This window comes from Gymnodinialimonas sp. 202GB13-11 (assembly GCF_040932485.1).
Lineage (GTDB): Bacteria > Pseudomonadota > Alphaproteobacteria > Rhodobacterales > Rhodobacteraceae > Gymnodinialimonas > Gymnodinialimonas hymeniacidonis.
The window spans coordinates 123,538-136,201 of record NZ_JBFRBH010000001.1 but is presented as its reverse complement, the minus strand read 5'-3'; the positions used below and the strand labels follow the sequence as shown (position 1 = coordinate 136,201).

The window sequence follows — 12,664 nt, the reverse complement described above, 5'->3', positions numbered from 1 at the left end:
GGTTTGGAGATCGAGAGAGTGGCTTTCGGCCGCCCGTCGCGGAGGTTTCCTCATGATTACCGAAATTATCGATGCCGGGCGTGACGCCGGCGGCGGCTACAGAGTGGATGTGTCGCGCGGCGAGAATGTGGATCGCGTGTCGTCCGAATGGTTCTCGCGACCTGATGACGAGCGGTATCTGTCGCTCGACGATCTGTTTGCCTCGGTCAAGGGTCGCGCGGAGCGGAGCCGGACGCGCATCGTGGAAAGCGCTGCGATCCGCGTCGAGGCCCATCGCAACAACCCTGAGAAGTTGGGGTTGATCTTGCCCGGAGCTGATGAGCCGATTGCGCCGACACATTGGAGCTTTGGCCAGCTTTCGAGCCTCGGCGGCGCGCCTGCCGCCTATTTGCGTCAGCTGCCCGCGCCATTGGCGGGGATCAACCTGCAATATGGACTGACCAACCACCGTGCCGAGCAGATCAAGACACTGGAAACTGGCGACGGGCGGACGGAGCTACGTGCCGTGACCGGGCCTGACTATGGCCGCATCTACGATCACGAGTTGGTCTCTGCCGTCCAGCGCATCGCGGGCAACGGCACTGGCGATACGCGCTGGAAGGTCCCAGGGGTGCTCGATTGGTCGACCGGTATCTACAATCCGCGGGTCGATATTACCAAGGGCACCACAACGCTTTACGCGTCAGACCGGGACGTCTTCCTCTTCCTGGTCGACGATCTGAATCCGATCGAGGCTGGGCTCCTGCCTGACGGCTCGCCAGACCTCTACTTTCGTGGCTTCTATTGCTGGAACTCAGAAGTCGGCGCGAAGACGCTCGGCATCGCCAGCTTCTACCTGCGCGCGGTCTGCCAGAACCGCAATCTCTGGGGCGTCGAGGATTTTCAGGAGATTAAAATCCGCCACTCGAAATATGCCGCGTCTCGCTTTGCGCATGAGGCGGCCCCAGCGCTCACCCGCTTTGCCAACTCCTCGCCCGCACCCTTCATCGACGGCATCCGGGCCTCCCGCGAGAAGATCGTGGCACGCTCGTACGAGGACCGGGAGGAATTTTTGCGCAAGCGCGGGTTCTCAAAAGCGGAGACGGGGCGGATCGTGGAGACGGTGCTGGCTGAGGAAGCTCGCCCGCCCGAAAGTGTCTTCGACTTCGTGCAGGGGATAACGGCCGTAGCCCGGTCGAAGCCGCAGCAGGATGCGCGGCTAGTGATGGAAGGCAAGGCGAAGGTGTTGTTGGAGAAAGTGTCCTAGCCGCCAACTGCCGGTGCGAGACTTTTCGGTCCGTCGCTCCTTAGAGGGAGAGGTGGGCCGGGTTTTCCGTGACGGGTTTGGAGGTCGAGAGAGTGGCTCCCGGCTGGCCCGTCGCGGAGTAATCCCGATGACCAAGCAACAGAAAATCACCCTCAGTGCCTCGCGCGATATTCCTTTCAACAAGCTGATGCTCAGCCAGTCCAACGTGCGCCACGTCAAGGCAGGCGTGTCGATCGAGGAGCTGGCCGAGGATATCGCTCGGCGGACTTTGCTGGCCTCGATCACCGTGCGTCCGGTGTTGGACGACAACGGTGCCGAGACCGGCATGTTCACGATCCCGGCCGGTGGGCGGCGGTTCCGGGCGCTGGAGTTGCTCGTGAAGCAGAAGCGCCTGAACAAGACCGCGCTGGTGCCCTGCGTCGTGCGCATGGAAGGCCTCGCGGAAGAAGACAGTCTTGCCGAGAATATCCAGCGCGCACCACTGCATCCGCTGGACCAATTCCGCGCCTTTCAGGCGATGCGGGACAAGGGCCGGACGGAGGAGGAGATCGCAGCAGCCTTCTTCGTCTCGGCCAGCGTGGTCAAGCAGCGGCTGAAGCTCGCCGCGGTCGCGCCCGCGCTGCATGATGCTTATGCTGAGGAAGACCTGACCCTCGACCAGTTGATGGCGTTCGCGGTCAATCCCGATCATGAGCGGCAGGAGCAGGTCTGGGAGGCGTTGCAACGGCACTACTCCAAGCAACCCTATGAGATCCGCCGGATGCTGACCGAGGGCGCGGTGCGGGCTTCGGACAAGCGGGCGCAGTTCGTTGGGCTCGACAACTATGTCGAGGCCGGGGGCGAGATCCTGCGCGATCTGTTCCAGCAGGACGATGGCGGCTGGCTGCAGGACGCCAGCTTGCTAGACGTCATGGTGAGCGAGAAACTGGCAAATGAGGCCGCAGTGGTCCAGGTGGAGGGCTGGAAATGGGTCGAGGTCGACACCGACTTTCCCTATGGCCACACCTTCGGCATGCGCCGGATTCATGAGGAAGTGGAACCGATGAGTGACGTTGAGGCCGCAGACTATCAGGCGCTGAAGGCCGAATACGACGCGCTGGAGGGTGAACATGCCGAAGCGGATGAGTTGCCCGAAGAGGTCGATGCGCGTCTCGGCGACATCGAAACGGCGATGGAGGCACTGCAGGACCGCCCGATCCGGTTCGAGGCGGAAGACTTGGCCTTGGCAGGTGCCTTTGTCAGCATCGACAGCTCCGGGCGGCTTCGCGTTGAGCGTGGCTATGTAAGGTCTGAGGACGAACCGGTCGAAGAGGCGGATGACGAGGGCGACGTTGCGCCCGAAGATACAACCGTCGACGATCCGGACGACATCGTCGTGCCCGCCACCGAAGGCGAGGAGGAAGACGACGGTCTCAAACCGCTCTCCGACCGCCTTGTCATGGAACTGACGGCGCATCGCACGCTGGCGCTGCGCAATGCACTCGCGCAGAACCCGCAGGTCGCTTTCCTCGCGGCGTTGCATGCGATGACGCTTCGGCTGTTCTATCGCTATGGCCTCGACAGCTGCGTCGAGATCGAACCGAGCACTGCGGCCTTCGGGTCGCAGGTGCCGGGCCTTGGCGACACGGCCTATGCACAGGCCATCGATCAGCGGCACGAGACCTGGGCAAGCAACCTCCCCAAGAGGTCGGAAGACCTATGGGAAGCGCTGACCGAGTTCGACAGCTGCAGCCGGGAGACCTTGTTCGCCCATTGCGTGGCGATGAGCGTCAATGCTGTGCACGATCCCTACCAGCGCCGCCCCCGCGCGATCGCGCATGCGGATGTGCTGGCCGGAACTGTCGGGCTCGACATGGCCAAGACGGACTGGGTTGTCACTGGCGACAGCTATCTCGGTCGCGTGACCAAGGCGCGCATTCTTGAGGCTGTTCATGAAGCGAAAGGCGAGGACGCTGCCAACCGAATCTCAGGTCTCAAGAAGCCGGAGATGGTCACTGCCGCAGAGGACCTGCTTGTAGGCACCGGCTGGCTGCCAGAACCGCTGCGCACGCCGCCTCTGCCCGAGAACGATGTTCATGCGTTTGAGCTCATCGATAAGGTCGATGAACGAGCTTCGGACGACGATACCGACGCAGGTGAAGGGCAAACGGCGGAAGACGGCGGCGAACCGGCTATCGGAGAATCCGATGTGTCGGGCGAGGATGTTCCCGTCACCATAGACGCCTTCGCCAAGACTGCTGCTGAGTGACACATCCGGTGGTTCGGGCCTGAACCGTCCCCCAGGCGGCCCGGCCCACCGGACACCTTGGGCCCATCGGAAACGGTGGGCCCTTTTTCCATCTGCACTGACGAGAGGACCCACCGATGGAAAGCCCTGCAAGAGTGATCGCCTGCAGATTGGCCGTAGATGCTGAGGCCGTCTGTCGCCACTACCTGTCGAACGGCCGCAGGCAGGGACAATACTGGGTCGTCGGCAATGTGGAGAACGCGCCGGGTCGCAGCCTCTATGTCCGGCTGACCGGCCCGACATCCGGCGCAGGTGCGGCCGGCAAGTGGTCGGATGCCGCCACGGGCGAGCATGGCGACCTTCTCGATCTGATCGGGGCGACCATGCAGATCGTCACGTTGAAGGATACACTCAAAGAAGCGCGACGGTTTTTGGGGCTTCCAAGACCCCTAACTCAGGCAACGCAAAAAGCTCCCGCCAAGCGCGGATCGGCGACGGCCGCCCGGCGGCTCTGGGGTATGGGGCAACCGGTCGAAGGCACCTTGGCCGACCGATATCTGCAGAAGCGTGGACTGGGCGGTATGGCGCAAACCAATTCTCTGCGGTTCCATACGAGCTGTTTCTACTGGCGCAAGGGCCATACGCCTTTAGAGCCACCGGAGACCTGGCCCGCCCTTCTGGCGAAAGTCACCAGTCCGGACGGCCGCCTGACCGGTCTGCACCGGACTTGGCTGGACCCAGCCACGGCCCTGAAAGCCCCTGTCGTCCCGCCTCGCAAAGCTATGGGGAACCTTCTCGGCAATGGGGTCCATATGGGTGATGCCGACGGTATCATGGCAGCAGGCGAAGGGCTGGAGACGATGCTCTCGCTGCGTCTGGCATTGCCTGACCTGGCTGTCGTTGCCGCCCTCTCGGCAAACCACCTCTCGGCACTCAACCTACCGAAAACCCTGCGCCGCCTCTATATTGCCGTCGACAATGACCCGGCAGGACGTAGTGCAGCGACGTCCCTCGCAGCCCGGGCCACCGACCAAGGCATCGAGGTCATTCAGCTCTCCCCGCGACTCAGTGATTTCAACGACGATCTGCGCGCCTTCGGGCTGAACGATCTGCGCGCCCATCTCCGCCCGCAACTGACGCCTGAAGATGCTGCAAACCTCCTCGACCCGATCCCCGATTGATCAGGTCCAACGCCGCGGCCAGCTCCGTTTCCGGCAAGAGAGCCGCGCCTGCAAGCCTTCTGAGAGCGGGCGAGACGGAGCAGAGGCCGGGCAAGCCCGCAACGGCAAGGCGTCCTCCGCTGCGCTCCGGTTCCACCCCATCGCGCGGGCGCGACGAGGACCCCTGAGAATGCAAGCCCGCCCGGCCCCCGCTTTTCCGTTGCCCGGGAAGGCCGCGACAGGCGCGGACCTCGATATCCGGAGACATTTCCATGGCCGACACCAATCCTCAGACCCGATCCTCAACCGCAATAGTTCTCGACGAGTTGCAACTCTACGGCTGGCGCCCTTTCAACGACGAGCCCGATCCGCGACCCCTGCCAGAGCCCGACGCACTGCGCACCGCTGTCACGGACATCGTCGACGCCTTCGTCGCCATGCTGTCCGACACACGGCTGGAGCCTGATCTCGACGATCTCCTCTGGTCCGTCACCAACCTCTTCCATCGCAAGGCAGTCCGTGTCGAGAGGGATCTGGACGCCAATGAGCAGGCGCAGAAGCGGTCCCAGCGCGAACAGGATGGGTCTGAAGTCCGCTCTGTGGAGCTGGAGGCGCTGATCGTCGAAGGTCTCACCCTTCTGGAGCAACGCAACGCCTATGAGGCCCTGCGCGATCTCGCTGCCGATCTCTTCGAGACCCATCTTGGCGCGACTTGGCATCCGCGCACGGGCAGCCATATCTCCCACCAGGCCCTGACAGCGTCGCTGATCGACAGCCGCGATCACATCACCGCGAAACGCCGGGCCGACCTGGAGCCACTTTTGCCCCAGGGCACGAAAATCGCCTTCACCGGTGGGCTCGACTGCAATGATCACCCCGCGATCTGGGTAGCGCTCGATCGCGTCCATGCCAAACATGCCGACATGGTGCTTCTGCACGGCGGCGCGCCGCGTGGAGCGGAACGGATCGCCAGCGCTTGGGCCGACAATCGGGACGTAACGCAGATCGTCTTCAAGCCCGACTGGACTCGACACGGTAATTCCGCGCCGTTCAAACGCAATGATCGGCTGATCGAACTCCTGCCCATTGGTCTTGTTGTGTTTCCCGGCTCCGGGATCACCGAGAACCTCGCAGACAAGGCCCGTGCGATGGGCATCCCCCTCTTCGACTTTCGCCCGAAAGCCGCTCCAACGGCCTAATCGGATTTCCGCCGACGCCCGTCTTGGGACCTCCCGGGGCGGGCACCAATCTGCTATGATCCCTGCGTGCCAATGGTGGTGGTGGTGGCGCAATCCTTCTTCCAAAAGGAGAGCCTCATGCTCGCTTCCACCTTTCTTGCCCTGCTCGGTCTTAGTGTTCTCGGTTGGATTGCTTTCAATCTCGCAGTCTACGCCCTTCCTTTCGCCATTGGCCTGACATCAGGCTTTTACGTCTACGAGACTGGCAATGGCGTGTTCCTTTCCATTCTCGTAGGGGTCCTGTTCGGCGGCATCGCCGTTGTACTCGGCGATGCCGCCTTTGAGCGCGTCCGGTTCCCATTCCTTCGCATAGTGATTGGCCTCATTTACGCAGTTCCAGCCGGGATCACCGGGTTTCACGCGGCGAAGGGCCTTTCAAGCTTTGGCGGTACTGGCGATCTCACGATCACGCTACTTTCATGGCTAGGCGCACTCATTATTGGCGGAACGGCATGGGCTCGTATGTCCTGTCGATCTGAGGTAGGCCCCTTCGACCGTCACGCACCGACTCAGCTGCGAGCCGCCGATGACTGGGCCGACTGACGGTCGCCACCCCGATCATGTGTGGGTCGAGTTACCGTGATCGCGGTTATCCAAACGGGATGCTGCGCCTGAGGCATGTCACTGCTGGCGGGAATTGGTGTTTGGAGCACTGCACCGATAGCGGGGCCCGAAGGAGACTGCCGATGTCGTCTCACCGGTCGCCTTTTCTGTCAGTACCAGACGCGCGCTCTTTCCGACTGCACGCCACGGCCTGCCTTTCTGCGACACGCGCTGCCGGGGTCTTGCCGAGGTCTTCCGAAACCAGTCACCGTCTCTACCATGGATTGTGCCGCGCGTCCCTCCCGGACCTCTCAAACGGCTGATCTGACCGGGATCGGCTGACGCCTCGACCGCCTTGGACGCAACGGCTGACGTGGTCTTTCTTCCCCTGGCGGATGTCCGCCATTCCTCGCGGGACAAGAAAGACCGCTTTCGCCGTCCTCCGCTGCCGCTGCGGGCCAAAAGGCTGCGTCGGCGGATCGCCCCGGTCCCGACGATCGCCATCGAGGCCGCGATTGGCGCGGGCTCGGACAACCCAAAAGGAGACCTGACATGGCTACCATCGGAACCTTCAAGAAGACCGGCGTGGAATTCGTCGGAGAAATCGTCACTCTCAGCGTGCAGGCGAAAGGCGTCCGTGTCGTACCCGAAGACAGCACGGCGAACGGCAACGCCCCCTCCCACCGCGTCTTCGTCGGTCGGGCGGAGATCGGTGCCGCCTGGTCCAAACGCTCCACCGAGGGCCGTGGCTACCTGAGCCTCAAGCTCGACGACCCGAGCTTCACCGCGCCGATCTACGCCAACCTCTTCGATGACACGGTCATCGAGGGCGGGGAAGAGACCTACAGCCTAATCTGGTCGCGCCCCAGCAGCCGCCGCAACGGCGACTGAGACCGACACTCCCTGCCCCGATCCTCGTGGGCAGGGCAGTTTCACCGGTAACGCCCTTGGGCGTCGCCAGTGAAATTCTGCCGAAAAGAGGCCATCCCTGACGGCGTTCTTGAAAATACGATCGCGCTGAATATCGTAGGATTGGGAAGGGTGACCTCGTGAGGTTACCCAATGCAGCTTTTTACGCCCATTGATCATATTGAACCCTATCTGACGACGCAGGATGCTACCGCGCTGTGGGATCGACTTCATCGCGATCTCAGCAATGCAGGGTTCAAGCGCGTCTTCTATGCAGCGTCGCAACGTCGGCAAGCGAACAGCGCGCGGTCCCCCCGCGATACCATTGTGAAGTCCAGCTACGGCGCGGAATTCGACAGCTTCTTTGTCGATGGCGCCGCCTTCACGGCGGATGTGAACACCCAATGGGCCATCGACAGCCAAGGTGCTGTCAGTTGGGATTTGACCCGGCGCCTGAAAGCAGATGGACAGCTTTCGGCACATCAAATCGCAATTCACGAACGCTGCCTCGATCTGGGGCTAATCAACGGATACACGATCAGTCTAAGGAATTACGGCTCTGGCCTGATTACCGGCTTCGGGTTGAGCGCGGATGATATCGTGCATCAGAAAGAGGTCGACGACGTGTGGACGGAACACCGGAAGCTGTTGCTTTGTGTTCTGAGTGCCTTTGATCTATCCACGAGGATGCTGCCGCAGGTTCCAGACGGAGAAGAACTGACTGCACGGCAGCGTGAAGTCCTGGCCTGGGTCGGTGATGGCAAGACCATCGACGACATCGCGGAAATCATGGGACTGCATCGCAGCACAATCGTCAAACATATGAGAGAAGCCCGCGAGCGTCTGAGGGTGACGAACACCCTTCAGGCCGTCATGCGCGCCACTTTGCAGGGGCAGATTTACCGATGACCAGAGAAATCACCAGAACTACGGCCGTTGTTTTGGCTGCCATCATCGCCGTAGGCACCTTGGGTGTGTCATCGGTCTTGCGGGCTGACCAGGCCGCCGATCAGCGTCACCGTGACCTTACCCGGCTTCTGTCCGAGATTGTACATCGTGCTCACAGTCATGCACTTCTGGGCGAAGTTGTCCGGCCCGAATTCGCAAGCCCCACTATCTCTCTCTCAGCTCCTGACTTGCATGACGGATGGACACCATCCTGCGGCTTGGCGGTCGCTGCAGAACCGTCAGATCCTGCGCGGAATCTGCAGGGCCTTGTGCTTGTACCGCGCGACCGTATTCCGGCGGACGGGTCCGGCTTTCAGGCATTCGCCTTCTACACCGGCGACGCCGCTCTCACGTCGTCACAGATGACCCCCCCTTATCCTGCTTGGCTAGCCGAAGAAGCCGATGGTTACGCTTCGATCGCGGGCGACATTGAAGACCTGTTAGAAAGCCTCACCGTCACCGTCGAGCCGACTGTCTGTGACGGTTTTTCGTTCTATTCGATATCGGGAGAGCGGCCATGACCACTTGGGAGATGCGCGTCAACGTCTACAACAACAGCCTGCCCGGACACGCCAATGTGTCATTCTATGAAAACGGGGAGCATCAGTATACGGTCGGCGCAAACATTCTCCATGAAACACCCAAACTCGCGTTTCCGCAGACTTTGCCGTTCCTCCCCGATGACGGCATTTATCGGGACGAAAGTGCCTACCACCTTGCGGAACTGGTGGCGGAAACGGTCACCTGGGCGTCGGTCCCGCTGCCCGAAGTCACCTATGACCGCTTGTTGAGCGAAGCGCGGGCGCTCGAAAATCAGACTTACAACTACAGCCTTTTGACCGAAGCCTGCGTGGATCTGGTTGCCGAATTCTACGCGCAAACTGGGCATCCGGGTGAGTTTGGAGATCTCTTTGCCACAGAAGACCGGCACGGGTCTCTTGTTTGGATGCGGGTCCCAACGACCGCGAGTGCGCAACTCGAAACTCAGCCTGCAACCGAGCCGTTCTATGTCCCATCTGATGTTGTCTATGTCGACAAGCTTGCCATGGTCGAATTCTCGGACTTTGGTCTGACGCCGACGAACGGCGACTACCCATTGTTTGAGCAGGAATGGGTTGGTCTTGAGGATGCGGATTTTGGAACTCCTGTACTGGATACCTCGGACGTGAAAGCATTTGATGTAGCACCGTCGCCGAAAGGTTCTGAAATCGACGCCACTCCTGCAATTCTGAACCGCACCGGCTCCAAGTTGGATAAAGAGGAGACCGATAACGATCAGCAGAATTCGTCGCTGCAAACAGAGGCAAAAGACGACCCGTTCGAGTATTTCATGAAGGAAGATCACTTCGAATTCGCGCCATTTGACAGCTACGACCCCAAGCCCGACCCAAGCGAGGAATGGGATCTACCCTCGCCAGTGGAGCACAAATCTCCGCCAACAACGACTGAGGTGGATTTCTCAAAACCCGAACCGGAACAGTTTTATGTCGATCCGGACTATTACGGGTATTTCTAGCCGTCCTGATCCTTGGCTTGCGCACGAGGCACCTGTGCATCGATGCGCAGCAAATCGCTAGATGTGACCCCAAACACGTTGGCCAGTTTGTCCAAGACGTCCAAACTCGCTGAATAACGCGACCGTTCGAGGGCGCTGATATAAGTTCGGTCCAACTCGGCGCGATGCGCCAGATCCTCCTGAGAAAACCCTCCCGCAAGCCGATACTTCTTCAGGTTTTGAGCAAGAATACGTCTGCTTTCCATGCGGCAACTTCATCCGCGTTGCAGAGTATTTAACCACGGAGTATACTCGTCATCGCGTGATGCTTTGGCACCGCACTACGGTTTTCTTGAAGGGTGTCATCTTGACGAAAAATGGCGAAGCCGTCACCCATACAGTGCGTTCAGGCCCGCTGGACTGCGATATGATGAAGACCTACCTCCGACTTCTGGACGCCGACCGGGACCAGGCCGATTGGCGAGAGGCTGCGGCAATCATCTTAGACCTCGACGTCGATAGGGACCCGCAAGGGTCCCGTGCAGTATTTGAAAAATTACTCAAACAAGCGCACTGGCTGCGGGATCATGGCTATTTTGGTCTCGTTCGTTCGACCTCAACCTGACGTCAAAACGCCTTGTCAGGTGTCATATCTGACACTCGGCATCGGCAGTCGGACACCCCACAACCAACGCCAGATGTGATTTCTTGCGGGGGGAAGGTCGATGGTCAGGAACTGGCGGAACGAAGCCGACTACGCCTACATCGAAACGCTCGATGTCTCTGGCTTGGCTTGGGAATGCCTGCGCCGAAACCCAGAATACTGCGCGCAATACCCTCTGATGCGAGACGGCCTTTCGTCTCCCGCATCCTGGGGGTTGCGATTTCCCGGTTGATCCAGATATTGAAGCGCCCGAGGCATCGGTGTTTTGGCTGCCCCATGTTGCGCCAGCGGCAGTCTGCTATCTTGCTGAAGTGCCCGGAGAAACTGCCCCCAGCCTCGACCCTGAACACGTTGCTTCGGGCGCTTTGCGCGTCGATGAGAATGTCGTCGTTCTCCGGCTCAATTCAGGCCCCTCACTTACCTTTGATGCGAAGATCCTGGACCGTGCCGTCGGCATTCTGCTGCCTCTCGATGAGCATTGGCGGACACGCGTCGCCGCCGCGCATCGTGTCCGGGAGCACCTTCTCGGGCGTCGTCCAATGGAAAACCCACTGACCCGACAGCAAAGGGCGCGCATTCTATCGGCATGCCGATTGCTGGATGCGCGGGCGTCAAAGGCCAGCTACCGAACAATTGCCCAACATGTCTTCGGGCAATCCCACGTCGACCAAGAATCTTGGAAAACCAGTTCGATCAAGGCGCGAATTGCCCGCCTTTCCGCCCATGGAACGCATTTGATCGACAGCGGATACCGCTCCCTTCTTCTCGGTCAAAGCCCGACTGTCGGGCGGTCTTGAGCCCTGCAAAATCCCAAATCACAGCAATGAGGATCGTCCTTGCAGTCTTACCTCACGACAAATGACGGGGTGACGAAATTCTCGCGCCATCTTCGTCATCCCCTTCAAGGTCCCTTCTTCGCTTTGATGACCTCCGACAGTTCGCGGCGCGCCACTGCGGCGCGCACCAACCGGAGATGCCCAAATGCCCGATCCCGATCCAGGAATACCTCCTCGTTACCTCAGAACCCCGGAAGCCGCGCGCTTGCTCGGCCTCTCTGGACGGACTCTGGAAAAACACCGCACTTACGGGACAGGGCCACGCTACTCCAAGATCGGTGGGCGCGTCGTCTATGCGGTCGATGACCTGCAAGCCTGGGTCACCCGCGGCGAAAAAACCTCGACCTCCGATGAGACTGGCGACTGCGTGCTTCCTGCCAAACGCCACGCCGCGATTTCGCCCGCCTATCTGCGTCGGGACCGCTGAGACAATGCGGACGACCGTCGATCTGACCTGGATTGAAGGGCGCGTTGAGCGGTGGATCCGCTTTGGGCGTATTGCCGAGAAAAGCAATCTGACGGCCACGGACAAGCGGGTAGCCTTCGAACCGGGGGCAATCTTCGCAATGGTGCGCTGGTCGTCGAATGAGTACGGCACCGTAGAAAGCCGGTTCGACATTCTGCGCGCCGTCAATGCGGGCCAATGCTGTTCAACCATTCCCTACGTCTTGCCAGGTGGAGACGTCCTCTTGCGTCTCTCCGGCTGGCCGAAGGTCGAGGCGGCATTGATCGCGGTCGACATCGTGGAGAGCTACGGCATCGCGCCGGAGGAAGTGTGCCCCGACCACTGGCGGCACGTTCATAACCGTCTGACTGCAGGATTTGAGCCCCGACCGTACACACCAGCTCGGCACGCCGCCTGGGTCAAGCGACGCGAGGTGTTTCAATGACCATCGCCGCTTTTCCTTTCATCGCGGTCTGTCTTTCTATCGGTCTGATTGCAGCCTCGGAGATGGACCAAACACCGCTTTTTGTGTGGAATCAGTCCGAAAGCGTGCCTGTTGGCCTCTACGTCCTGCGTCCGTCGATCACGCCAACGCTTGGCAATCTTGCAGCCGTCCAACTGCCATCAGACTTGTCTGGATGGGCGATAGAGCGTGGCTACCTGGGCGCGGAAACCCTGCTTATTAAACGTGTTGCGGCGACCGCCGAAATGTCGGTCTGTCGAGACGGCCTTTCCGTGTCGATCAACAACACCATTGTAACAACGGCTGCTGAGACTGATCGGAACGGACGCGCTCTTCCCAGTTGGGCGGGGTGCGTCACACTCGGCCCGGACGAGTTTTTCCTCCTCAATGCGGATGTCGATGACAGCCTAGACGGGCGATATTTCGGCACGATCAATGCAAGCCGGATTGTTGGCCAAGCGCTCCCCATTTGGACGCGAGGAGGGTGAGC

General features: G+C 60.6%; 16 protein-coding genes. 15 read left to right on the top strand and 1 reads right to left on the bottom strand.

The annotated features are described in order from the left end of the window. Positions 1-52: 52 nt before the first annotated feature. From V8J81_RS00690 to V8J81_RS00650, 9 genes are all read left to right on the top strand, one after another. Complete coding sequence (locus tag V8J81_RS00690; protein WP_368473831.1) at positions 53-1,246, top strand: DUF932 domain-containing protein; 1,194 nt, start codon at positions 53-55, stop codon at positions 1,244-1,246. Between the two features lie 127 nt (positions 1,247-1,373). Beyond that, positions 1,374-3,494, top strand: coding sequence for a ParB/RepB/Spo0J family partition protein (locus V8J81_RS00685; protein ID WP_368473830.1), 2,121 nt, complete (start codon positions 1,374-1,376; stop codon positions 3,492-3,494). A 116-nt stretch (positions 3,495-3,610) separates the two neighbouring features. Further along, positions 3,611-4,654, top strand: a complete 1,044-nt coding sequence (locus V8J81_RS00680; protein ID WP_368473829.1) for a DUF7146 domain-containing protein — start codon at positions 3,611-3,613, stop codon at positions 4,652-4,654. 251 nt (positions 4,655-4,905) lie between these two features. Beyond that, positions 4,906-5,832: a DUF2493 domain-containing protein gene (locus V8J81_RS00675; RefSeq protein WP_368473828.1), complete on the top strand. Its 927-nt coding sequence runs from the start codon at positions 4,906-4,908 to the stop codon at positions 5,830-5,832. A gap of 117 nt (positions 5,833-5,949) precedes the next feature. Next, positions 5,950-6,414 (top strand): hypothetical protein, encoded by a 465-nt coding sequence (locus V8J81_RS00670; protein WP_368473827.1) that lies wholly within the window; start codon positions 5,950-5,952, stop codon positions 6,412-6,414. Between the two features lie 552 nt (positions 6,415-6,966). Further along, positions 6,967-7,305: a DUF736 domain-containing protein gene (locus tag V8J81_RS00665; protein ID WP_368473826.1), complete on the top strand. Its 339-nt coding sequence runs from the start codon at positions 6,967-6,969 to the stop codon at positions 7,303-7,305. A 171-nt stretch (positions 7,306-7,476) separates the two neighbouring features. Then, entirely contained in the window at positions 7,477-8,232 is a 756-nt protein-coding gene (locus V8J81_RS00660; protein WP_368473825.1) for a helix-turn-helix transcriptional regulator, read from the top strand. Between the two features lie 257 nt (positions 8,233-8,489). Beyond that, the gene (locus V8J81_RS00655) at positions 8,490-8,792 is read left to right on the top strand and encodes a hypothetical protein (RefSeq protein WP_368473824.1); all 303 of its coding nucleotides are present in this window, start codon (positions 8,490-8,492) and stop codon (positions 8,790-8,792) included. An 11-nt stretch (positions 8,793-8,803) separates the two neighbouring features. Continuing rightward, positions 8,804-9,787 carry a hypothetical protein gene (locus V8J81_RS00650; RefSeq protein WP_368473823.1) on the top strand — a complete coding sequence of 328 codons (984 nt, stop codon included), beginning with the start codon at positions 8,804-8,806 and terminating at the stop codon, positions 9,785-9,787. Here V8J81_RS00650 and V8J81_RS00645 read toward each other — a convergent pair. Beyond that, positions 9,784-10,032: a helix-turn-helix transcriptional regulator gene (locus V8J81_RS00645; protein WP_368473822.1), complete on the bottom strand. Its 249-nt coding sequence runs from the start codon at positions 10,030-10,032 to the stop codon at positions 9,784-9,786. The genes V8J81_RS00650 and V8J81_RS00645 overlap by 4 nt on opposite strands. Positions 10,033-10,133: 101 nt before the next feature. Here V8J81_RS00645 and V8J81_RS00640 point away from each other — a divergent pair, with 101 nt between their 5' ends. The 6 genes from V8J81_RS00640 to V8J81_RS00615 all read left to right on the top strand — a co-directional run bounded on the left by V8J81_RS00640 (position 10,134) and on the right by V8J81_RS00615 (position 12,662). Further along, positions 10,134-10,391, top strand: a complete 258-nt coding sequence (locus V8J81_RS00640) for a hypothetical protein (protein ID WP_368473821.1) — start codon at positions 10,134-10,136, stop codon at positions 10,389-10,391. 100 nt (positions 10,392-10,491) lie between these two features. Continuing rightward, complete coding sequence (locus tag V8J81_RS00635) at positions 10,492-10,662, top strand: transcriptional regulator domain-containing protein (RefSeq protein ID WP_368473820.1); 171 nt, start codon at positions 10,492-10,494, stop codon at positions 10,660-10,662. A gap of 79 nt (positions 10,663-10,741) precedes the next feature. Continuing rightward, positions 10,742-11,227 (top strand): DUF2285 domain-containing protein, encoded by a 486-nt coding sequence (locus tag V8J81_RS00630; RefSeq protein WP_368473819.1) that lies wholly within the window; start codon positions 10,742-10,744, stop codon positions 11,225-11,227. Between the two features lie 184 nt (positions 11,228-11,411). After that, the gene (locus tag V8J81_RS00625) at positions 11,412-11,693 is read left to right on the top strand and encodes a helix-turn-helix transcriptional regulator (protein WP_368473818.1); all 282 of its coding nucleotides are present in this window, start codon (positions 11,412-11,414) and stop codon (positions 11,691-11,693) included. Between the two features lie 4 nt (positions 11,694-11,697). Continuing rightward, positions 11,698-12,156, top strand: a complete 459-nt coding sequence (locus V8J81_RS00620) for a DUF2840 domain-containing protein (RefSeq protein ID WP_368473817.1) — start codon at positions 11,698-11,700, stop codon at positions 12,154-12,156. Continuing rightward, the gene (locus V8J81_RS00615) at positions 12,153-12,662 is read left to right on the top strand and encodes a S26 family signal peptidase (RefSeq protein ID WP_368473816.1); all 510 of its coding nucleotides are present in this window, start codon (positions 12,153-12,155) and stop codon (positions 12,660-12,662) included. Before V8J81_RS00620 ends, V8J81_RS00615 begins: the two co-directional genes overlap by 4 nt. The last annotated feature ends 2 nt before the right edge of the window (positions 12,663-12,664 follow it).

Coding starts and splice junctions, on each gene's coding strand:
- V8J81_RS00685 (WP_368473830.1), top strand. CDS start 1,374: ATGACCAAGCAACAGAAAATCACCCTCAGTGCCTCGCGCGATATTCCT.
- V8J81_RS00625 (WP_368473818.1), top strand. CDS start 11,412: ATGCCCGATCCCGATCCAGGAATACCTCCTCGTTACCTCAGAACCCCG.
- V8J81_RS00660 (WP_368473825.1), top strand. CDS start 7,477: ATGCAGCTTTTTACGCCCATTGATCATATTGAACCCTATCTGACGACG.
- V8J81_RS00690 (WP_368473831.1), top strand. CDS start 53: ATGATTACCGAAATTATCGATGCCGGGCGTGACGCCGGCGGCGGCTAC.
- V8J81_RS00670 (WP_368473827.1), top strand. CDS start 5,950: ATGCTCGCTTCCACCTTTCTTGCCCTGCTCGGTCTTAGTGTTCTCGGT.
- V8J81_RS00675 (WP_368473828.1), top strand. CDS start 4,906: ATGGCCGACACCAATCCTCAGACCCGATCCTCAACCGCAATAGTTCTC.
- V8J81_RS00650 (WP_368473823.1), top strand. CDS start 8,804: ATGCGCGTCAACGTCTACAACAACAGCCTGCCCGGACACGCCAATGTG.
- V8J81_RS00635 (WP_368473820.1), top strand. CDS start 10,492: ATGGTCAGGAACTGGCGGAACGAAGCCGACTACGCCTACATCGAAACG.
- V8J81_RS00665 (WP_368473826.1), top strand. CDS start 6,967: ATGGCTACCATCGGAACCTTCAAGAAGACCGGCGTGGAATTCGTCGGA.
- V8J81_RS00680 (WP_368473829.1), top strand. CDS start 3,611: ATGGAAAGCCCTGCAAGAGTGATCGCCTGCAGATTGGCCGTAGATGCT.
- V8J81_RS00645 (WP_368473822.1), bottom strand. CDS start 10,032: ATGGAAAGCAGACGTATTCTTGCTCAAAACCTGAAGAAGTATCGGCTT.
- V8J81_RS00620 (WP_368473817.1), top strand. CDS start 11,698: ATGCGGACGACCGTCGATCTGACCTGGATTGAAGGGCGCGTTGAGCGG.
- V8J81_RS00615 (WP_368473816.1), top strand. CDS start 12,153: ATGACCATCGCCGCTTTTCCTTTCATCGCGGTCTGTCTTTCTATCGGT.